This is a genomic window from Rhizobium sp. PEPV16 (genome assembly GCF_008919455.1).
GTDB lineage: Bacteria > Pseudomonadota > Alphaproteobacteria > Rhizobiales > Rhizobiaceae > Rhizobium > Rhizobium leguminosarum_Q.
On sequence record NZ_VSZV01000336.1, the window covers coordinates 33,514 to 53,039 of the forward strand.

Here is a 19,526-nt window from a genome sequence, read left to right on the forward strand (position 1 = left end):
GCAGCTGCCGGTTTTTCAAGCAAATGCCGGTCAAAAATGACCGGTTAGCCGCGCCTGTCTATTCTTAAAATCATTCCAAACTAGAGAATTTGACACCAGTTTGCTTTTGCGCGAAGAGACGAAGCCCGATTAGACGGAAAATCCCGTCAGAGGAGAGGATCATGAAGCTCAACCGCAAATTCCGCGCAGCCGTGCTGGCGATCGCCCCCGCAGCCCTGCTCGCCCTTCCCGCGCATGCCGAGACCGACGCTGCTAGCGTGGTGAAACACTATGCCGATGTGGCGCATGCGAAATACGAGGACTCGCTGACGACGGCCAAGGCGCTCGATGCTGCGATCGACGCCTTCCTGAAGGCGCCGACCGACGCGACGCTCAAGGCGGCCAGGGACGCCTGGATCAAGGCGCGCGTCCCCTACCAGCAGACGGAAGTCTATCGCTTCGGCAATCCGATTGTCGACGACTGGGAAGGCAGGGTCAACGCCTGGCCGCTCGATGAAGGCCTGATCGACTATGTCGACGCTTCCTACGGCACCGAGAGCGACGAAAATTCTCTCTATGTGGCAAATGTCATCGCCAACAAGACGATCAAGATCGACGGCAAGGATGTCGACGCCTCCAAGCTGACGCCGGAATTCCTCTCCGGCACGCTGGCCGAGGCCGGCGGCATCGAAGCCAATGTCGCGACCGGCTATCATGCCATCGAATTCCTGCTCTGGGGTCAGGATCTGAACGGCACGGGCCCTGGCGCCGGCGACCGCCCAGCAACCGATTACGACCTCAAGAACTGCACGCACGGCAATTGCGACCGCCGCGCCGAGTATCTGAAGTCCGCCTCCACCCTGCTCGTTTCCGACCTGCAGGAAATGACTGACAACTGGAAGCCGGATGGTGCTGCGACGAAGAATGTCGAAGCTGATCCGAAAGCCGGCCTCGTCGCGATCCTGACGGGCATGGGTTCGCTCTCCTACGGCGAGCTTGCCGGCGAGCGCATGAAGCTCGGCCTCTTGCTGCACGATCCGGAAGAAGAGCATGATTGCTTCTCGGACAATACCTACAACTCGCATCTCAACGACGCGATCGGCATCGCTGCCGCCTATACCGGCAACTATACCCGCGTCGACGGCACCAAGCTCAGCGGCCCGTCGCTGCACGATCTGGTGGCCGCCAAGGACAAGGCGCTCGATGCCGAAGTGGAAGCCAAGCTCAACAAGACGCTCGATGCGATGAATGCCATGGCAAAGCGCGGCGAGACGGTCGAAAAGTACGATCAGATGATCGGCGAAGGCAACAAGGACGGCAACGCCGTCGTCCAGGCCGCCATCGACGGGCTGATCGACCAGACGAAATCGGTGCAGCGCGTTATTGCCGCACTTGATCTCGGCACGGTTCAGCTTGAAGGTTCCGACAGCTTGGATAATCCTAACGCCGTCTTCCAATAAGCAAAAAGGCGGGCCGCTTCGAAAGCCGGAGCGGCCCGGACCCTGAAATGTCGCATGCCCCGGCCCGCCGTTTTTTTGCCAGCGCAACGCTCTGCGCAACGCTTGCCGGTTTTTCCGTCAGCATCGCCGCCGGTTTCGATCTGCCGAGCAAACGCACCGACCTCTCCGAGGCCGATCTGAAACGCGTCGCCGATGTGACGCGGCCGACAGCGGATTTTTCCAAGGCCGAACAATACGAAGCCATGCAGGCGGGTGCGACAACCTCTATCGATCCCGTCACCGAAGACAGCTTCTCGCATATTTCGGCCAATATCCCCTTCGAGGAAGAGCAGAATTTCAAGCTCGGCAATGCGCTCTTCCGCAAGCTCTGGGTGTCCGCTCCTTCCTCCACACAGGCTTCCGATGGTCTTGGGCCGCTGTTCAACGCCCGCTCCTGCATGAGCTGCCATGTCAATGACGGCCGCGGCAGACCGCCGGAGGGAGGTCCGAGCGCCACCTCGATGTTCCTGCGGCTTTCCCGTACCGCCACGACGCCGGAGGAAGAGAAGGCGGTCGCGCGTGCCGATGTCGTCAATTTTCCCGATCCGGTCTACGGCCATCAGCTGCAGGACCTCGCCGTTCCCGGCCTTGGCGCCGAAGGGAAGATGGCGATCAGCTACCGCGACGAGAGGGTGACGCTCGGCGACGGCGAGACCGTCTCGCTGCGCCGGCCGAGTTATGCGGTGACGAACCTTGGCTATGGGCCGCTCGATCCCGCGACGACGATTTCGCCGCGTGTCGCCTCGGCGATGATCGGCCTCGGACTGATCGAGGCCATTCCCGAGGCCGATATCCTTGCCCATGCCGATCCTGACGATGCTGACGACGACGGCATCTCCGGCAAGGCGGCGGTCGTGCGCGACCACCGCAGCGGCAAGATCGCGCTTGGCCGCTTCGGCTGGAAGGCGCAGAACGCCACGGTGCGCGACCAGAGTGCGGATGCCTTCGCCAATGATATCGGCATCTCGACGCCCGATCACCCGAATGCGCAGGGCGATTGCACCAAGGCGGAAGAAAAATGCCTTGATATGCCGACCGGCGTGCAGAAACGGCTGGGCGCAGAAGAAGCGCCGGGTCCCATTCTCGACCTCGTCACCTTCTATTCCGGAAATCTTGCCGTTCCGGCACGGCGCAAGGCGAGTTTCCCCGAGACGCTGCAGGGCAAGCGCATCTTCTACGAAAGCGGCTGCATTTCCTGCCATGTACCGAAATTCGTCACCCGGCGGGATACGCAAGAAAAAGCGCAGTCCTTCCAGCTGATCTGGCCCTATTCCGACTTTCTTCTGCACGACATGGGCGACGGGCTTGCCGACGGGCAGCAGGTCGGCCTTGCAAGCGGACGTGAATGGCGCACGCCGCCGCTATGGGGTATAGGACTGACCCGGACTGTCAGCGGACACAGCTTTTTCCTGCATGACGGCCGTGCGCGTGATCTCACCGAAGCGATCCTCTGGCATGGCGGCGAAGCTGAAAAGGCCCGCAACATTTTCTCCTCCCTGCCGAAAGACGATAGGGCGGCCCTGATTACATTCCTGGAGTCACTTTGATGCGCCTTTGGCACCCCCTGCTCTGCCTTACTCTGATCGGCCTCGCCACATCCGCGGCCGCCCAGACCGTAGCTCCCCCGGCAGGGCTGAACGAGGATGCCGTTCCCGCCGTCATGCAGCGCGCCGTCGACGAGGTGATCCGTCCCGGCTATCGCAACATGCAGCAATCGGCCGCCCGGCTGACGACGGCGATGAAGGATCTTTGCGCCGACGGTACGCAGCAGACGCTCGACAAGGCGAAATCCGCCTTCGACGATACGATCCGCTACTGGTCGATCATCGAGATCGTGCAGACCGGGCCTGTTATCCAGGACAATCTCTTCGAGCACATCCTGTTTTATCCCGACCGCAAGGGCGTCGGCCTCAAGCAGGTGCAGGCGCTGATCGCCAAGGCCGATCCAAAGGATGCGACGGTCGATGCGATCGCCGGCAAGAGCGTTGCGCTGCAGGGCCTGACGGCGCTGGAATACGTGCTCTACGGCAATGGCTCCAACGATCTCATCGGGCAGAAAGGCAGCTTCCGCTGCCTTTACGGCGAGGCGGTCGCCGGCAATATCCAGCGTGAAGCCGGCGAAGTCGTCGCCGCCTGGGAAAAACCCGACGGCGTGCAGGCGAGCTGGAAACATCCAGGCCCGCAGAGCAATGATTTCATGGACAACAAGGAAGCGGTGACCGCGCTGCTCGGCATTCTCGTCCATGGCGCCGAGAATGTCCGCGACCAGCGGCTGGAGCAATTCTACAAGGGCAAGGACACCGCGCCACGGCCGCGCATGGCGATCTACTGGCGCTCCAAGAACACCTGGAAATCGATGGCCGCCAATCTGGAGGGCCTGCGCACGCTCTGGCAGAAGGCCGGCATGGCCGAGCTTCTGCCACCGGATAAACAGCCGATCGCCGCCTCGATCGACGAGGATTTCAAATCACTGCTCGACAGCGTGCCGAAGCTCAATCCCGATATCGACGTCGCCACAAGCGATGCGGAGAAGGCCAAGCTCGATACGCTGCTTGCCGAAAGCCGCGACCTGATCACCCGGATCAGCGACGAATATGGCGCAGCCATCGGCCTTTCGGCCGGCTTTTCCTTTTCGGACGGAGATTGAGACGATGATGCAAAGTGCCGCGATCAACCGACGCAGCTTCGTCAAGGCGGCGGGGCTCGGCTTCCTTGCCACCTTGACGCCAAGGTCGCTGATGGCGCTGGAGCGGACTGATGCGGTCTATGCCTCGGGCATACGGGCAGCCGACGGCTCCTTTGCCATTGCGACCGTGACCGAGCGCGGCGAGATCGTCGATCAGGTGGCGCTTCCCGCCCGCGCCCACGGCATGGCCTTCAGCGCCAGCACCGGCAAGACTGTCGCCTTCGCGCGCCGGCCCGGCACCTATGCGATGATCTTCGATCCCTGGAACAAAAGCGAGCCGATCGTCATCAGCTCCAGGGAAGACCGGCATTTCTACGGCCACGGCGCCTTCTCTCCCGACGGCCGTTTGCTCTATGCCAGCGAGAACGACTTCGACGGCAATCGCGGCATGATCGGCCTCTACGACGCCACGAACCGCTTCACCCGCATCGGCGAATTCGAAACCTACGGCATCGGTCCGCACGACATGACCGTTTCCGACGACGGACGCCTGCTCATCGTCGCCAATGGCGGCATCGAGACGCATCCGGATTTCGGCCGCACCAAGCTCAATCTCGGAGAGATGCAGCCGTCGCTGGCGCTGATCGATGCGGCAACCGGTGCGCTGGTCGAAAAACATGTGCTGCCGGCGGAATGGGCAGAACTCTCCACCCGCCATGTTGATCTCGATGGCGCCGGCCGCATCTGGTTTGCCTGCCAGTATGAAGGCCACCGCAAGGATTTGCCGCCGCTCGTCGGCCATTTCGCCAGGGACGAGGATCTTACCTTCATCGACCTGCCGGAGGAGACGACGCGCAGGCTTGCCAATTACGTCGGGGCGATCGCCGTCAATCGCAGCGAAGGTCTCGTCGGCATCACCTCGCCGAAGGGCGGCGCCTCGGTGACCATCGACGCTAGGACGGGCAAAATGCTGGCCGAGACTTCCGTACCGGATGCGGCGGGCATCGCGCCGGCTAGAAGCGGCTTTGCCGTCTCCTCCTATGACGGCGATTTCCTGTCGACCCGCAGCGACGTCGCCTGGGATCAGCACATCGTGCGGATCTAAATCAGGGAAGGTAGGGCTTTAACCGGAACGCGCATAGGCTTTCTGCTCGGCGCTGACGCTCGATGCCGCGGCCCTTGCCGCCTCGTGCAGCCATTCGTTTCCCCGCGCCGCCAAATCCTTCAGGATCGCCGCAACCGCTGCCGCATCGTCGCAATGGCAATTGGCGATCTCAAAGCCCATCAGTTCTAGCATCGTCGGCGAAAGCAGGATCTCGGGATGCCGGTCGATTTCGATCTTGCAGCTGTTCGGCGAGAGCCGGCGTACGAGGATGCGGCCGGAGACCCGATAGTGAGGATCGGCTGAGCGCGCCCGCCCATTGGCGATCTCGCTTGCATGGATCGCCACGTCCTGCGGGTTGTGGCGAAGCGACCAGGCGGACGGCACCAGCGCCTTTGCCTCGCGCAGCACCGGTCCACCCTGCCATTCGGCATAGGCTACGAAACGCGGCCGGCCGAGGCTGCCGGTGCCGCCGCTGCGGGGCTTCGCCACGAAGGATCCTGACCCCAACGGCAGCGCCTCTGCGAGCGCTTTGACATAAGCTGATGGTGCCGGCTTCTTGCCGGGCTGCAGCATTTCGTATTTCTCCCAGAATTCCCGGCGTTCGGAATTCGGCAGCAGCAGCGCCTTGCGCAGCCATTTGTGGTCGCGCTCGAGGATGACGGGCAGCGGATTTTCAAGGCCTCTGCGATAACCGGTCAAGATCAATTCGCCGATCATGCGAACCGAGGGACCGTCACCGCCGCGGGCCAAAACGGCGCTAGTCGCAAGGCGAACGAGATCAAATGCATAGGGCATCACCGCCGCGTCGTCGAAATCATTGACGCCCCAGACGAGCCGGCCCTCGATATCGCGCCAGGTGCCGAAATTCTCCAGATGCGTGTCGCCGATCGCCAGTACCTCAGGCGCGCCCGTCAGTTCCGGGCAGATATCGCGGATGATCTCGCACCAGCGCCAATAGGTGGCGCGCAGGAAGACGAAATCGTCGCTCCGCATCTTCTCGTGCTTCTCCCGGAGATCGTCCTTGACGAGATCGTCGCCGAGTTCACCTGCCAGCCAGGTCTCGAAATTCCGCACCGATTGCGATATCGTCGTCATGCTGGCGCTCCATCATTTCGCGACCCAATGCGGAGAATACGCGCACCGCGCGAAGCTGCAATCGTCTTCGCATCGAATCGCCATATCGAGCGGTACTGGCCAGCGGTACTGGCCAGCTGTGCCGGCTTGCACGGCGACGGAAAGGTGAAGGGTTGCCTCGGCGACACGGTCCCGGGTTTCCATCGCCGCCCGGACCGATTTCAGCAATGTCCAGCTTGTCGAATGCGGCGCGCCATGCCACTTTCGCGGCTGCAAGAGGGGCAGACATGAGCGAGACTGACAGGGGCGATTTCCGCGCGCGAATCCGCCGCAATTTTGCGCGCCAGGCGGCGATGGAAACGATCGGCGCAGAGCTGACGCGCGTCGAGCACGGCGTCGTCGAGATCGAGCTGCCCTTCGACGTCAAGCTGACACAGCAGCACGGCATCCTGCATGCGGGCATCATTTCCGCAGCGCTCGATTCGGCCTGCGGCTTTGCCGCCTACAGCGTCATCGACCCGGAAGCCTCGATCCTGACGATCGAGTTCAAGGTCAATCTCATGTCGCCGGGGCGTGGCGATCGTTTCCTGTTTCGCGGGGAAATCACCAAACCCGGCTCCACCATCATCGTCGCCGACGGACGAGGCTACGCGATCAGCGACGGGCCGGCGAAACTCATCGCCTCCATGACCGGAACGATGATGGTGATCCGCGGTAGAGAGGGCATTACGGGATGAAGTTCGAACTGAAATCGGTCGCGGGGAAATCCATCCTTTTCGTCATGGCGGCGGAGGCCGAATACGGTCCCTTCCTGCGTTCGCGCATCGAACCTCTGATGACCGGCGTCGGCCCGGTCGAGGCAGCCATCGCGCTGAGCAAGACATTGGCGCGGCTGGATGCGGTCGACGACCTGCCCGATCTCGTCGTCTCCCTCGGCTCGGCCGGCTCCGCGAAACTGGAGCAGACCGAAATCTATCAGGTGACCTCGGTTTCCTACCGCGACATGGACGCCTCGCCGCTCGGCTTCGAAAAGGGCAAGACACCCTTTCTCGACCTGCCGGCCACGCTCGAGCTGCCGCTGCGCATTCCCGGCATTGCCGAAGCAAGCCTTTCCACCGGCGGCAACATCATCTCGGGGGCCGCCTATACAGGCATCGACGCCGACATGGTCGATATGGAGACCTATGCGGTGCTGCGGGCCTGCCAGGGCTACAAGCTGCCGCTGATCGGCCTTCGCGGCATTTCCGACGGCGCCGTCGAATTGCAGCATATTTCCGGCTGGACCGAATATCTGCACATCGTCGACCGCAAGCTCTCCTATGGCGTCGACAGTCTGTTCACGGCGCTGGAGGATGGGGTTTTCTGGTTCTGAGCCCGACGGCGCCCGCGCCTTGTCAGACGCGCGGGGGACAATCGGAACAATAAAAACCTGATGCCGCCGATTTCCCGGATTGCAAGGCGAGGCGCTTTTCATTAAAGCCTCGCCATGACCCAGACAGCACATCCCGACTCCGTTCTCATCGTCGATTTCGGCAGCCAGGTGACCCAGCTCATCGCACGACGCGTGCGCGAGGCCGGCGTCTATTGCGAGATCGTTCCCTTCCAATCGGCCGAAGAGGGCTTCCACCGCCTGCAGCCGAAGGCCGTGATCCTGTCCGGCAGCCCGGCTTCCACGGTGGACGAGGGATCGCCGCGAGCGCCCCAGATCATCTTCGACAGCGGCCTGCCGGTGTTCGGCATCTGCTACGGCCAGCAGACGATGTGCATGCAGCTCGGCGGCAAGGTCGAGAGCGGCCATCACCGCGAATTCGGCCGCGCCTTCCTCGAGGTCGACAGGGACTGCCAGCTGTTCGAGGGCCTCTGGTCCTCCGGCTCGCGCCATCAGGTCTGGATGAGCCATGGCGACCGCGTCACCGCGCTGCCGGATGGTTTCGAGGTGGTCGCCACCTCCTCCAACGCGCCCTATGCCTTCATCGCCGACGAGAAGCGCAAATATTACGGCGTGCAGTTCCACCCCGAGGTCGTGCATACGCCCGACGGCGCCAAGCTGATCGGCAATTTCATTCATAACATTGCCGGCATCAAGGGCGACTGGTCGATGTCGGCCTACCGCCAGAAGGCGGTCGAGCAGATCCGCGCGCAAGTGGGCGACAAACGTGTCATCTGCGCGCTTTCGGGCGGCGTCGACAGTTCCGTCGCAGCGCTCCTGATCCACGAGGCCGTCGGCGACCAGCTGACCTGCATCCTCGTCGACCACGGGCTGATGCGCAAGGATGAGGCCGCCGGCGTCGTCGCCATGTTCCGCGAGCACTACAATCTGCACCTGCTGCACGTCGATGCCGCCGATCGCTTCATCGGCGAACTCGAGGGCGTCAGCGATCCGGAAACCAAGCGCAAGATCATCGGCCGGCTGTTCATCGAGACCTTCGAGGAAGAGGCAAAGAAGCTTGGCGGCGCCGACTTCCTCGGCCAGGGCACGCTCTATCCCGACGTGATCGAGAGCGTTTCCTTCACCGGCGGCCCTTCGGTGACGATCAAATCGCACCACAATGTCGGCGGTCTGCCGGAGCGCATGAAGATGCAGCTCGTCGAGCCGCTGCGCGAACTCTTCAAGGACGAGGTGCGCGCGCTCGGCCGCGAGCTCGGCCTGCCCGACAGCTTCATCGGCCGTCACCCCTTCCCAGGCCCCGGCCTTGCGATCCGCTGCCCCGGCGGCATCACCCGCGAAAAGCTGGAGATCCTGCGCGAGGCCGATGCGATCTATCTCGATGAAATCCGCAAGGCCGGCCTCTACGACGCCATCTGGCAGGCCTTCGCCGTGCTGCTCCCCGTCCAGACCGTCGGCGTCATGGGCGATGGGCGCACTTACGAATTCGTCTGCGCGCTGCGCGCCGTCACCTCCGTCGACGGCATGACGGCGGACTTCTACCACTACGACATGGAATTCCTCGGCCGCGCCGCGACCCGCATCATCAACGAGGTGCGCGGCATCAACCGCGTGGTCTACGATGTTACCTCGAAGCCGCCGGGCACGATCGAGTGGGAGTGACGGGGAGTAGTATCGGACAGCAGAGGACACTCGAGCGAGTCCTAGATCATCGATAGCAGCCGATAGATTCTATGCGACCCCTGTCGGGCGTCTCCGCGCTCTTCGAACGGCTCCCATCCGCCGTGGCCCACCCCAACCTTCGCGACTTTGTGACCTTCAAATGTTCGGTCGCGCGCTGCTCGAAGACGTTAGAGCGGTTCAGCTTTTCACAGAAGCGCAGAACCGCTCTAACCTTTTGTTTTCACGCAATTCCGGACGGAGAACCGCTTCGCACTTTTCCTGGAATTGCTCTAGCGCGCGCGACCAGTTCTCGGCGTTGATCACACGGCCGTAGATCGATTACTGCTCCTTCTTGAACAAATCCTGGAAGATGAGCTGGCCCCAAGTGCGGCCGCGTGCGTGCACCAGCGCGCCACCCTCGTTGAGCCTTCCCAGCTTGACGGGTGCGAAGCCGAGTTGTTGGGCCAAGTCCGCCACGGGAGCGATCGCGTCCTCGTCGTCGCTCGACAGAAAGACGACCCGGTGGCCGCCCTCGACGATCGGATCGGTAGCCAGGGTGGCAGCAATCAGGTGATTGAACCCTTTCACGAACTTGGCGCCGGTGAACGATTTCGCGACGAAGGCGGAGGACGGGAGGCCGTCCAGCTCTTCAGGGACGGGAAATGCGTTCGTCGCGTCGATGACTGTCTTGCCTTCCCAGCTCGGCATGGCCTTCGCAACCTCGCGATGCTCGCCGAACGGGACCGCAAGGATGATCGTGTCGGCCTCGAGTGCATCCCGCAGCGACTTGGCGACGACCGTGGGGCCAATCGCCCGAGCCTGCGGCGCCAACGCCTCGGGCGGCCGGCGGCTCGCGACGGTCACCTCGATGTTTTTACGGGCGAAGGCGTGGGCGAGGGCCTGGCCTATCTTGCCGAATCCTACAATTGCGTAGCTCATAGTGCTTCTCCGATATTGTGTTGATATTGATTCCCCGCCTTCAACGGCGCTGGGTTATCTGCCGAGCCCCACAGAGCTCCGAATAAGAGAACGGAGCACCTGGCCGGGTGCAGCGCGTCACAGTTGCGCAAGGCCGCCGTCAACCGCGACCTCGCTGGCGGTCATGAAGCTGCTGTCCGACGACGCGAGAAAGGCAGCTGCCGCCCCAATCTCCGAAGGGTCGGCCATGCGCTGAAGCGGCGTCATCGCCCCGTAGGCCTTCTGGCCTTCCTCGCCGAGCGCCTCCTTCGCAAGTTCGGTCGCCGTCGCTCCGGGCGACAGCACGTTTACCCGGATGCCGGTGCCTTTCAGGTCCTCAGCCCACGTCCGCGCGAGGTTGCGTACTGCCGCCTTGCTTGCGCTGTAGGCCGTAAATCCCGGTGCGCCCGTGGTGCCGGCGCTCGATCCGGTCAGGATGATCGAACCGCCCTGACCCATCAGCGGCAGCGCCTTCTGGACCGTGAAGATCGTACCCTTGACATTGGTGTCGAAGGTCTCATCGATGTGCTCGGCGGTGATCTGGCCGAGCGGAAGCGGGCTTCCCGCCCCGGCATTGGCAAAGACGATGTCGAGCGTTCCGCGCTCTGCCTTCACCGCGTCGTACAGGCGATCAAGGTCGGCCTCATCCGAGACCGAGCCCTTCACCGCCCGAGCATTGGGCCCGAGGTCCGCCACAGCGGCGTCAAGCGCCTCCTGCCGGCGGCCGAAGATGAAGACGAAGGCGCCCTCGTCGATGAAGCGCTTGGCTGCGGCGCGGCCGATGCCCGTAGCGCCGCCGGTGATCACGGCGGTCTTTCCATTCAGTCTGTTCATGTCATGCATCCTTCGTTTCGCCGTCACACGTTTTCGGCTGTAGGGGAGGTCCCCCGAGAGCCCCGATATGGGTTCGCCGAAGTCGGGCGGTGAGTCCGCAATTACGCACATCGCTGGTGCAAAAACTATCCATCCAGATGATTAAGTGCCGCAACACTCGCGCACAGCGCGGCTCAGTGTGCTAGAACGGGCTTCGGAAGCCGCGCCGTGCGGCGCGGGAATGCACCATGATCGACTGGGACGACGTTCGCTACTTTCTTGCCGCCGCGCGCGGAGGCTCATTGCGGGCTGCCGCCAAGCGCCTCGGGGTGAACCACGCGACGGTGCTGCGACGCATCGCTCAGCTCGAGGAACGCCTCGGGGCGCAGATGTTCGAAAAGCTGCCTTCGGGCTACCGCCTGACGGCTGCGGGCGACGAGGTCCTCGAGCTCGCGGACCAGATGGAAGCGTCGTCGCACCAGCTGGAGACGCGCGTCTTCGGGCGCGACCAGAGCGTGCGCGGGCTTCTGCGGGTGACGTTGGCTCCGCCCCTCGCGACACACCTGCTGATGCCGGATTTCGCCGATTTCGCGCGTCTGCATCCTGATATCGAGATGGAAATCGTGTCGTCCGGCGAGCTGGCAAATCTGACCAACCGAGAGGCCGACGTGGCGATCCGCGTCGTTTACGACCGCAAAACCCTGCCGCTCAATCTTCACGGCCTGAAGGGACCGGAGCTGTTCGGCGGCGTCTACATGTCTCGCGATCGACTGGCCGCGTGGCGCGCGGGCGCGCCGGATCCCATCCGGTGGATCGTCATCAGCATGCATGGAATTCCGGATTGGGCCACCGAGGGCGAGGTTCGCACTACAGGGGTTCCGTTCAGGACCACGGACGGCGAGGCGCAGATCGTAGCGGTACGGCAAGGGCTCGGGATGACGACGCTGCCGTGCTTCGTCGGGGATGCCGACCCCCTGCTGGTGAGGGTGCCGGGCACCGACCTGCACATGCATGGAACGCTCTGGCTTCTCACGCAGGGGGAGACACGCAAGACGAAGCGCGTCCGGCTCTTCACGGAGTTCGTATCCGGCAGGCTCTCCGCTTACGCTCCGCTTCTCGCCGGGCTGTCCATATCGCGCGACTGACGCTCGGCAGGTCGCCGGCGACGCTTGCCGTCATCCGGTCGGAAGCCGAGCTGCGATTGCGCGAATGTTGCGCCGTTTGCGCTTTAGATCAGGATGATTTAGGCCCGATCGGCCTAAAATCATCCTGATCTAAATCAAAGAAGTAGAGCATGATGTCGCCCGAAAACCGCTCACACTTTTCGGCATCATGCTCTAGCGACCGACACCTGCAAAGGGCGGAGCCGGTTCGCAATACTCAATCAGCAATTCGGTGAGGACCCGTATCTTCCGTGCGGGATGCTGACCTGGCGGGCGGATGACATATGCACCTGCCGGGGGTGGTGGATAATGCGTCATGACCGGCACAAGCGCGCCGGAGGCTATAAATTCATGGGTAAGGCAATCGGGCAGGTAAGCGATCCCTAATCCTGCTGCCGCGGCGGCGACAAGAGCAGTGCCGTTGTCGGCCTTAAAACGCCCCTGCGGACGAACCGTGATGATCTTGTCGCCATCCATGAGTTGCCAGGCTTCGGTGCCCTGCATCAGGGCCTCATGAGCGACGAGTTCCTCCGGCGTCTCGGGCGACCCATGCGCCTTGATGTAGTCCGGGCTCGCGACGAACTTCCCATAGATCGGTCCGACGCGTCTTGCGATCAAGTTGGAGTCCTGAAGATAGCCAACCCGGATCGCACAATCATAACCCTCTGTGATGAGATCGACGAAGCGATCACTGTAGCAGGTGTGGATGTGGAGTTGGGGGTGGCGGCGCGCCATTTCCGCGAGGATGGGAGCGAAGTGAGTCTGGCCGAAAGAAAGCGGCACGGCAACTCGCAAGCGGCCGCGAAGGTCACCGGCGGGTAGGATCGTTTCCTTGGCCACGTCGATCTCGGCACAGACTCTCGCTGCATAATCTCGGAACGTGGCCCCTGCTTCCGTGAGAGCGGCGCCTCGGGTAGTCCGTGCAAGAAGCTGGACACCAAGTTCCGCTTCAAGCCGGGAGAGCCGCCGACTGACGATCGACTTGGAGACGCCGAGCCGGAGCGCGGCCGGCGAAACTCCCCCGGCATCAGCCACTTCCACGAAGGTCTGCAGTTCTTCGATGTCCATTTAGCGTTCCCCTTTTCGCGACACAGCTTGCCATAAAATGGTGCTACCGCATCTCGAGTAGGAACGGCAATACTGCTTCCAGGCAACGGCGCCCCTGGCGCATGTCTCCGGCAAAACCAATGCCGCTCATGGGCGGCAGCAAAGGAAGTTATAATGACCTTTCGTAATGGCCTTGCTTCGCTTCTTCGTCCCGAAGATTCGGTACTCGTTCTGATCGACCACCAGCCTTACCAGCTCGCGAACCTGAACAGCCACGATCCGCATGCAGTGGTCAACAACTCGACGGCCCTGGCGAAGGCCGCGAGGGCTTTCGGTGTTCCCACCATCCTGACGAGCGTGATCGCCGATCGGGGCGGTCTGATCTTCCCGCAAATCACCGATGTATTTCCGGGCCAGGAGGTGATCGACCGGACGTTCATCAATACCTGGGAAGACAGGAAGGTCGTGGACGCGGTCAAGGCGACCGGCCGCAAGCAGCTGATCATCGCCGGCCTGTGGACCGAAATCTGCGTCGCGATGCCGGTGATCCAGGCGCTCGGCGAAGGCTGGGATGTGACTGTTATCACCGACGCGTCGGGGGGCACGTCGGTCGAGGCCCACGAGGTCGCCATCCAGCGCATGATCGCGGCTGGCGCGAACATGATGACCTGGCTGGCGCTGGCGTCCGAATGGCAGCGCGACTGGGCCCGGACCGAGCACGCGGCAGAGTTGACTGAGGTACTCAAGCAGCATGCCGCTGGCAGCGGTATCGCGTACCTCTGGGAGCAGCAGCTGCTCAACACGCCTGTGCCTAGAACATGATGCCGAAAAGTGTCAGCGGTTTTCGGACGACATCATGCTCTAACTTTCTAATTTAGAACAGGATTCAGGTTTTAGGCCGATCTGGCCTAAAATCATCCAGTTCTAGCAACGCAGGCTGATCTGCACCCGGATCAGGCGCCCGTCCGCTATCGCGCGCACCACCTTTGCGACGGGCGCCCCTATGAATTCGTAGGCTGCGCGCCGTCACCTCCGTCGACGGCACGACGGCGCCGCCAAAGCGGCTGTTTCCGTCGCTTTGGCCCCAACCCAAGACCAGACTTTCACAGCGATTTCCATCTGGCGAGTCCCGAGATCAAGCCGGAACGTAGGTCAACCTGATCACATTCTCGCCAATCCGGTCATGAGCCATCAGGCGGAGCGGCGGCCGGGGTCCGGCGAAATATGGCTTGCCGTGACCGAGCACGACGGGGTGCAGGTAGATTCGATACTCATCGATCAGGCCAAGTTCGGTGAGGCTTTGCGCCAAATTGGGGCCGGCAACTTCGATCTCCCCGTCGCGCTCCGCCTTCAGCTTGCGGATCGCGGCCTCAAGATCTTCCCCAACAAGGCTGGCGTTGGGACCGACCGACTTCAACGAGCGCGAGACGACCCATTTCGGCTGGTTCCGCCACGCTGCCGCGAAGGCCTGTCGCTCTGCGTCCCATTCAGGAAGTTCGTCGTCCCAGTAACGCATGACCTCATACATCTGGCGACCGTACACACTGCCCGCCTGCCGCTGAGCCTCCTCAATGAAGTGGCGGAAGAGTGTGGGGCTTGGCCCAAACGCCATATGATCGACGTAGCCGTCCAAGGACTGGTTCATTCCGAACACAAGCTTAGCCATACTCACTTCCTTTCCTTAAACGGCATATCCGCGCAGGCCTGATTGCATTATGCAATCAGTTTTAAGTTAGCTCAACTGATTTTATTTCGCAATTGGTTTTGAAGCGCGCATAAATCCGCGACCTGGGGTGGACAACGGCCTGTCCGCTTCCAGCGATCAGAATGGACAAGCCGTCATCACAGGGCGCTATTTCAGCGGCAGAAACAGTTCCGCCACCGCCTCATGCTCCGGCACCTCCGGGAAGAAGCCCAACCGCTGGCAATAGATCGGGAAATCGCGTGCTTCTTCGCCGCTGGCCGGAAGCCAGTCGCGATAAAGGTAGAGCGGCAGGCTCCAGATTGTCGGTGTTGCCGACGACGCGCAGCACCGCGCAGCGCCCACCAGGGATCTCGCCGACCTTGATCTCCTCGCCATTCGCCTGGATCGGTTGGTCGGTCCCGACACAAAGGTCCACGCTATAATCGGCAGGCGACTGAGGACGCCCTCGGAACGCCAGACGTTGAAGGTCGGACTTATCCCGGGGTGCAGGCCAGCGGCCTTGCGCCAGGCGATGAACCGCTGGATGGTGGCACCGAGCGTCGCCGGGTCGCCCCGATGCTCCATGATCGCCACCGGCGTGGTGAGCACGTTGCGAATTGTCACGTCGTCAGCGGTAAAAGTCTTCTGCATGAGCTTGCTCCTTGCATTGTCGAGAGGCCCGAAGGCGGCAAGCCACGGCTCCCAGTCGGGAGACTTCCGAAACGACGAAGGCGATTGCCCGAACCGTTGCCGAAAGGCGCGGGCGAAGGCATCCGGCGCATCGTAACCGGCATCCATCGCTATATCGGTGACGCGTTCTTCGTCCCTGTAGGCCAGCCGGTATGAAGCACGCTTCATGCGGGCAAGCTGGATATAGCGATGCACGGACAATCCGAAGGTCGCCGTAAACTGCCGGTGGAAATGAAACTTCGAGAAGGCTGCAACACCGCTCAGAACGTCAAGATCGAGATCGTCATCGAGGTGCCGGTCGATATAGTCCAGCACTCGCTGCATCCGCTGATGATAGTTCCGAAGCCCTGCGGTCATTCGTCTTGGTCTCCGTGGCAGCTCAAACTAGATTCCTCCGGCAACCAGCGCTCGACCGATCTTGCGGTTTGGCATGGATCAGCCGGCGTGCCGCCCGATTGGAGCATCTTGCGATCCTCGCCCGGCACGGTTATTCGCATTTCCTTTTTATAGGAGAATGCCTTTGTTTGCCGTCGCAACGATCCAGAACTCACCGGCTGCTGCGGTAGGGATAAAGGAGCTCGGCATCGTGACCGAGAGCTGATCCTCGCTCTATCGCGCGGCCTTTAGCGTCCAATGCTCGCGCATGTCTAATGTCGAGAAGACTATGATTATCGAACTAACGTTTCATGATTTTGAAGCGCTGCTGAAGGGCATCGCGCCACGTCATCTGCGCCTGTCCAAGACAGCGCCATTGCGCCTCCTGAAGTACTGGCGATGTTGAACCGCCTCGCGGCTGACATCGGCGCAGAATTTTCGCCCTCGGCCTGGATGAACGTGGAGGATGACGAGATCGTCGGCCTTTGCTCTGTCATCACGGTTCCCCAGGATGGAAAGATCCACATCGGCTACGGGGTTGCGCCTTCGCGCCAGGCCGCGGATGCACCACGCGGGCCATAGGGCAATTGCTGGAGTGGGCGCGGAACGACCCTCGCGTCGCCCTGGTCTCTGCGGAGACCGGGGTCTACAACATCGCGTCCCAGCGTGTTCTTGAACGCAATGGCTTCATCCGCACTGGCGAGCGTATCGATGCCGAAGACGGTCCGTTGATCTGCTGGGAAGCAATGACCGTCTAGGTTTGCAGACCAGGGAAGCCCCAGACAGGAACAGCCGGCCAAGGTTCAGTCACCTCGGCCGGCCGTTGTCATGGAGGGATGACGACTGCGATCCGAAGCCGGCTTCAGCGGCCGTAGGTGACCTCGACGGAGGCCTTGGCAAGCGTGTTGGCCCTGACATAGAAGCCAACCATGGCGGCAGGTGCGGTCTCGGGAAGCGGGAGCTTGTCCACCGAGAGCGCGTAGACGGTGAACTGGTAGTGGTGCGGCTGATCGCCGGCCGGCGGGCATGCGCCGCCATATCCGGACATGCCAAAATCCGTGTGACCTTCGACGGCGCCTGCGGGAAGCTTTTTGTCACCGCTTGCGCCAGTGGCGATCTCCGAGGCATTTGCGGGAATGTTGAAGACCGACCAATGCCACCAGCCCGAGCCTGTGGGGGCATCCGGATCGTAAGCCATGATGGCGAAGCTCTTGGTCGCCTCAGGCGCACCCGACCAGGTCAGTTCCGGCGAGATGTTCTTGCCGGCGCAGCCGAAGCTGTTGAAGACCTGCGCGTCGGCCATGGACTTGCCGGCGGCCAGATCCTTCGAGCTGAGCCTCATTTCGGCCTGTGCGGCCGTCGCGCCGAAGACGGACGCTGCGAGAAGTACTGCTGTGATGAAACGCATGCTGTTTTCCTGCGGTTGATAATGCAGGAAAACTATCGTCACCGCGCAAGCGCATCTGCCCCGCTATGCTCAACTTCTGCCCCGATCCGCTCAAAACGCTCGGAGCCACTACGGACATGGCGCGGATTGACGCCGAACCGCTCCTTGAACCGCGCCGCGAATTGAGAAGGGGAGTCGTAACCGACCTCAAGCGCAATCTGCGCCATCGGTAGGGTTGTGGTTTGAATGAGGCCCAAGGCGCGATTCATTCTTGTATCGCTCAGGATCTCACTGAAGCCGGTATTCTCGGCGGCGAGCTTCCGCCTCAGCGTCGCTTCGCTCATGTTGAACGAGCGCGCCGCATGGCCCAGCGTCCAATCAAAGGCCGTATCGCTTTCAATCATCTGCCGCAGCCGGTCCTCGAGCCGAGGACTTTGGCATTGGCCCAGCACCGCTCCGCCGAGCGCAAACCAGGTGATGAGTTCGATCAAACGCGCCTTGGCAATGGCGCGGGGAAGCCTCGTCAAGATTGCCGGGCTGACAGCAATAGTCAAATAATGCCGCTGCTTCCTCCGGCAGGTCCGAGGTGCCTGCCGGGACAGGCCTTGATGGAACGGCGATCGATCCCATCCTGATATAGGCTTCCTCGAACAGCTGTCGCGGAACGGGAAGCGCCAGGGTCTGATACTTCTGCGGCGCCTTGGGAATGTTCTCCATCGTCAACGGTCGATAGTCGGGCAGCAAGCCATAGGCGCCGGCTTCGAGGCGCAAAGCCTTGTCATAGGCCATGACGATCTTCGTTCCCGATTGCACCTGTATCAACAAGGGGCTCGTATTGACGAGACGATAAAAACAGGCCCGCCCACCCTGACGGATCAAGGCCCTGGCCGGAACGGGAAAGACGTCGTCGAGCATATATTCTCCGGCAACAGGATGGATGATCGTGGGCTCCGGCTGCCCGGCCGTGAGACTGAAGCCATGATCGGTAGAACCGGCATGAAGACGCCCGCCTCGCCCCACCAATCCCTTGAGGATCGGGAATATCAAAACCGCGTGTGATGGGCAATCTTGAGCGTCATTTAGTCATCGATGTGAATTCGGGTTTTCTCGCCAGCGTCCGCCCGGCCTTTCACGTGATCGATAAAGGCCCGCAGCTTCGGCATCACTTGATGAGGGCTGGGATAGTAGAGGAACACACCCGGCGCCATCGGGGCGAACGCCTCCAGGACGCGAACGAGCTTTCCCGCCTTCACGGGTCCGGCGGCGATTGGCTCCGGCACTTGCGCAAGTCCCATATCTTCAACGGCCGCTCCCAGCATGGTGGGAAAGTCGTGGGCGATCAGCGGCCCGGAGACAACAGCCTCGATCGGCTTTTTGCCGCTGACAAACGACCACGGCGCGATTGAGCCGTTCGAGCGGCGAATGCGGATGCAGGCATGTTGACGCAGATCGTCGATACGCTCGGGCCGCCCTCTCCGGTGCAGATATTCGGGGCTGCCGACGACCACCAGCGGGAACGGCGGCGTCAGCCGGACCGCGACCATATCGGCTGCGATGAACTGGCCGAGCCGGATACCGGCGTCAAATCCTTCGGCGGCGATGTCGACCAGTTCCTCATTTACGGCGACCTCCACCTCGATCTCGGGAAAGGCCTGGCAGAAGGATGCGATCAGTGGCTCCAGCAGGATCGGCACCACTGCCGGCGGCACCGTGAGACGCAATAGTCCAGCCGGTCTCTGCCCGAGCTCACGCGCAAGCGCGCTTGCGGCGACCAGTTCCTCGAAAGCGGGCTTTGCGCGCATATGGAACCGCTCACCGGCCTCCGTCAGGCCGACACTGCGCGTCGTGCGGATGAAGAGCACTGCGCCGACACGCTCCTCAAGAGCGCGTACGGCCTGGCTGATTGCCGATGGGGTCACCCCGAGTTCCGCGGCTGCTCTGCGAAAACTACGGTGATGGGCAACGCTCAGAAACGCCTCAACGCCGTCGAGCGCGCCCTGCCTGACTGTGAAGTTCTGCTTCATACCGCATCGATATTATCGCCAATAGTCGATCGCCGGAAGCGGCCGTACATCTGG

16 protein-coding genes and 3 pseudogenes are annotated in these 19,526 nt (G+C 62.1%); 10 read left to right on the plus strand and 9 right to left on the minus strand.

Going from position 1 to position 19,526, the window contains the following annotated elements:
* Positions 1 to 161 precede the first annotated feature (161 nt).
* From FY112_RS24730 to FY112_RS24745, 4 genes are read left to right on the plus strand one after another with little or no spacing between them, the layout of a single operon-like run.
* Positions 162 to 1,439: an imelysin family protein gene (locus FY112_RS24730; RefSeq protein WP_131627791.1), complete on the plus strand. Its 1,278-nt coding sequence runs from the start codon at positions 162 to 164 to the stop codon at positions 1,437 to 1,439.
* 47 nt (positions 1,440 to 1,486) lie between these two features.
* Positions 1,487 to 3,025 carry a di-heme oxidoredictase family protein gene (locus FY112_RS24735; protein ID WP_151519494.1) on the plus strand — a complete coding sequence of 513 codons (1,539 nt, stop codon included), beginning with the start codon at positions 1,487 to 1,489 and terminating at the stop codon, positions 3,023 to 3,025.
* Positions 3,025 to 4,125 carry an imelysin family protein gene (locus FY112_RS24740; protein WP_151519495.1) on the plus strand — a complete coding sequence of 367 codons (1,101 nt, stop codon included), beginning with the start codon at positions 3,025 to 3,027 and terminating at the stop codon, positions 4,123 to 4,125. Before FY112_RS24735 ends, FY112_RS24740 begins: the two co-directional genes overlap by 1 nt.
* Before the next feature lie 4 nt (positions 4,126 to 4,129).
* On the plus strand, positions 4,130 to 5,209 hold the full coding sequence (locus FY112_RS24745) for a DUF1513 domain-containing protein (RefSeq protein ID WP_151519496.1): 1,080 nt from the start codon (positions 4,130 to 4,132) through the stop codon (positions 5,207 to 5,209).
* A gap of 18 nt (positions 5,210 to 5,227) precedes the next feature.
* Here the strand turns inward: FY112_RS24745 and FY112_RS24750 are convergent, their stop codons facing one another.
* Positions 5,228 to 6,304: a DUF2252 family protein gene (locus FY112_RS24750; protein WP_151519497.1), complete on the minus strand. Its 1,077-nt coding sequence runs from the start codon at positions 6,302 to 6,304 to the stop codon at positions 5,228 to 5,230.
* A 266-nt stretch (positions 6,305 to 6,570) separates the two neighbouring features.
* Between FY112_RS24750 and FY112_RS24755 the strand changes: the two genes are divergently transcribed.
* From FY112_RS24755 to guaA, 3 genes are all read left to right on the plus strand, one after another.
* Entirely contained in the window at positions 6,571 to 7,020 is a 450-nt protein-coding gene (locus FY112_RS24755; protein ID WP_003544704.1) for a PaaI family thioesterase, read from the plus strand.
* Positions 7,017 to 7,655 carry a 5'-methylthioadenosine/S-adenosylhomocysteine nucleosidase gene (locus FY112_RS24760; RefSeq protein ID WP_003544703.1) on the plus strand — a complete coding sequence of 213 codons (639 nt, stop codon included), beginning with the start codon at positions 7,017 to 7,019 and terminating at the stop codon, positions 7,653 to 7,655. Before FY112_RS24755 ends, FY112_RS24760 begins: the two co-directional genes overlap by 4 nt.
* 114 nt (positions 7,656 to 7,769) lie before the next feature.
* On the plus strand, positions 7,770 to 9,332 hold the full coding sequence (gene guaA, locus FY112_RS24765) for a glutamine-hydrolyzing GMP synthase (RefSeq protein ID WP_017962899.1): 1,563 nt from the start codon (positions 7,770 to 7,772) through the stop codon (positions 9,330 to 9,332).
* A 339-nt stretch (positions 9,333 to 9,671) separates the two neighbouring features.
* Here the strand turns inward: guaA and FY112_RS24775 are convergent, their stop codons facing one another.
* Positions 9,672 to 10,271, minus strand: a complete 600-nt coding sequence (locus tag FY112_RS24775; RefSeq protein WP_151519498.1) for an NADPH-dependent F420 reductase — start codon at positions 10,269 to 10,271, stop codon at positions 9,672 to 9,674.
* Positions 10,272 to 10,388: 117 nt separating this feature from the next.
* Positions 10,389 to 11,123, minus strand: coding sequence for an SDR family oxidoreductase (locus tag FY112_RS24780; RefSeq protein ID WP_131621164.1), 735 nt, complete (start codon positions 11,121 to 11,123; stop codon positions 10,389 to 10,391).
* A 227-nt stretch (positions 11,124 to 11,350) separates the two neighbouring features.
* Between FY112_RS24780 and FY112_RS24785 the strand changes: the two genes are divergently transcribed.
* Positions 11,351 to 12,247, plus strand: a complete 897-nt coding sequence (locus tag FY112_RS24785; RefSeq protein WP_017962896.1) for a LysR family transcriptional regulator — start codon at positions 11,351 to 11,353, stop codon at positions 12,245 to 12,247.
* Positions 12,248 to 12,439: 192 nt separating this feature from the next.
* Here FY112_RS24785 and FY112_RS24790 read toward each other — a convergent pair whose 3' ends face one another.
* Positions 12,440 to 13,333, minus strand: a complete 894-nt coding sequence (locus FY112_RS24790) for a LysR family transcriptional regulator (RefSeq protein WP_072639938.1) — start codon at positions 13,331 to 13,333, stop codon at positions 12,440 to 12,442.
* A gap of 153 nt (positions 13,334 to 13,486) precedes the next feature.
* On the opposite strand from FY112_RS24790, the gene FY112_RS24795 reads away from it, so the two are divergent.
* Positions 13,487 to 14,134 (plus strand): hydrolase, encoded by a 648-nt coding sequence (locus FY112_RS24795; protein WP_151519499.1) that lies wholly within the window; start codon positions 13,487 to 13,489, stop codon positions 14,132 to 14,134.
* Between the two features lie 313 nt (positions 14,135 to 14,447).
* On the opposite strand, the gene FY112_RS24800 is transcribed toward FY112_RS24795, so the two are convergent.
* Positions 14,448 to 14,978 (minus strand): dihydrofolate reductase family protein, encoded by a 531-nt coding sequence (locus tag FY112_RS24800; RefSeq protein ID WP_151519500.1) that lies wholly within the window; start codon positions 14,976 to 14,978, stop codon positions 14,448 to 14,450.
* Positions 14,979 to 15,164: 186 nt separating this feature from the next.
* Positions 15,165 to 16,043 (minus strand): annotated as a pseudogene (locus FY112_RS24805) (AraC family transcriptional regulator).
* 286 nt (positions 16,044 to 16,329) lie between these two features.
* On the opposite strand from FY112_RS24805, the pseudogene FY112_RS24810 reads away from it, so the two are divergent.
* A pseudogene (locus FY112_RS24810) lies at positions 16,330 to 16,819 on the plus strand (GNAT family protein).
* 104 nt (positions 16,820 to 16,923) lie between these two features.
* On the opposite strand, the gene FY112_RS24815 reads toward FY112_RS24810, so the two are convergent.
* From FY112_RS24815 to FY112_RS24825, 3 genes and pseudogenes are all read right to left on the minus strand, one after another.
* Entirely contained in the window at positions 16,924 to 17,469 is a 546-nt protein-coding gene (locus FY112_RS24815) for a YbhB/YbcL family Raf kinase inhibitor-like protein (RefSeq protein WP_094086900.1), read from the minus strand.
* Positions 17,470 to 17,507: 38 nt separating this feature from the next.
* Positions 17,508 to 18,363: pseudogene (locus tag FY112_RS24820) on the minus strand (helix-turn-helix transcriptional regulator).
* 164 nt (positions 18,364 to 18,527) lie between these two features.
* On the minus strand, positions 18,528 to 19,472 hold the full coding sequence (locus tag FY112_RS24825) for a LysR family transcriptional regulator (protein ID WP_151519501.1): 945 nt from the start codon (positions 19,470 to 19,472) through the stop codon (positions 18,528 to 18,530).
* Between the last annotated feature and the right edge of the window lie 54 nt (positions 19,473 to 19,526).

Bases quoted from the DNA above. Each gene is read 5' to 3' on its own strand.
- FY112_RS24780 (WP_131621164.1), bottom strand. From the start codon at position 11,123: ATGAACAGACTGAATGGAAAGACCGCCGTGATCACCGGCGGCGCTACG.
- FY112_RS24790 (WP_072639938.1), bottom strand. From the start codon at position 13,333: ATGGACATCGAAGAACTGCAGACCTTCGTGGAAGTGGCTGATGCCGGG.
- FY112_RS24730 (WP_131627791.1), top strand. From the start codon at position 162: ATGAAGCTCAACCGCAAATTCCGCGCAGCCGTGCTGGCGATCGCCCCC.
- FY112_RS24800 (WP_151519500.1), bottom strand. From the start codon at position 14,978: ATGGCTAAGCTTGTGTTCGGAATGAACCAGTCCTTGGACGGCTACGTC.
- FY112_RS24825 (WP_151519501.1), bottom strand. From the start codon at position 19,472: ATGAAGCAGAACTTCACAGTCAGGCAGGGCGCGCTCGACGGCGTTGAG.
- FY112_RS24760 (WP_003544703.1), top strand. From the start codon at position 7,017: ATGAAGTTCGAACTGAAATCGGTCGCGGGGAAATCCATCCTTTTCGTC.
- FY112_RS24775 (WP_151519498.1), bottom strand. From the start codon at position 10,271: ATGAGCTACGCAATTGTAGGATTCGGCAAGATAGGCCAGGCCCTCGCC.
- FY112_RS24735 (WP_151519494.1), top strand. From the start codon at position 1,487: ATGTCGCATGCCCCGGCCCGCCGTTTTTTTGCCAGCGCAACGCTCTGC.
- FY112_RS24815 (WP_094086900.1), bottom strand. From the start codon at position 17,469: ATGCGTTTCATCACAGCAGTACTTCTCGCAGCGTCCGTCTTCGGCGCG.
- FY112_RS24755 (WP_003544704.1), top strand. From the start codon at position 6,571: ATGAGCGAGACTGACAGGGGCGATTTCCGCGCGCGAATCCGCCGCAAT.
- FY112_RS24745 (WP_151519496.1), top strand. From the start codon at position 4,130: ATGATGCAAAGTGCCGCGATCAACCGACGCAGCTTCGTCAAGGCGGCG.
- FY112_RS24785 (WP_017962896.1), top strand. From the start codon at position 11,351: ATGATCGACTGGGACGACGTTCGCTACTTTCTTGCCGCCGCGCGCGGA.
- FY112_RS24750 (WP_151519497.1), bottom strand. From the start codon at position 6,304: ATGACGACGATATCGCAATCGGTGCGGAATTTCGAGACCTGGCTGGCA.
- FY112_RS24740 (WP_151519495.1), top strand. From the start codon at position 3,025: ATGCGCCTTTGGCACCCCCTGCTCTGCCTTACTCTGATCGGCCTCGCC.
- guaA (WP_017962899.1), top strand. From the start codon at position 7,770: ATGACCCAGACAGCACATCCCGACTCCGTTCTCATCGTCGATTTCGGC.
- FY112_RS24795 (WP_151519499.1), top strand. From the start codon at position 13,487: ATGACCTTTCGTAATGGCCTTGCTTCGCTTCTTCGTCCCGAAGATTCG.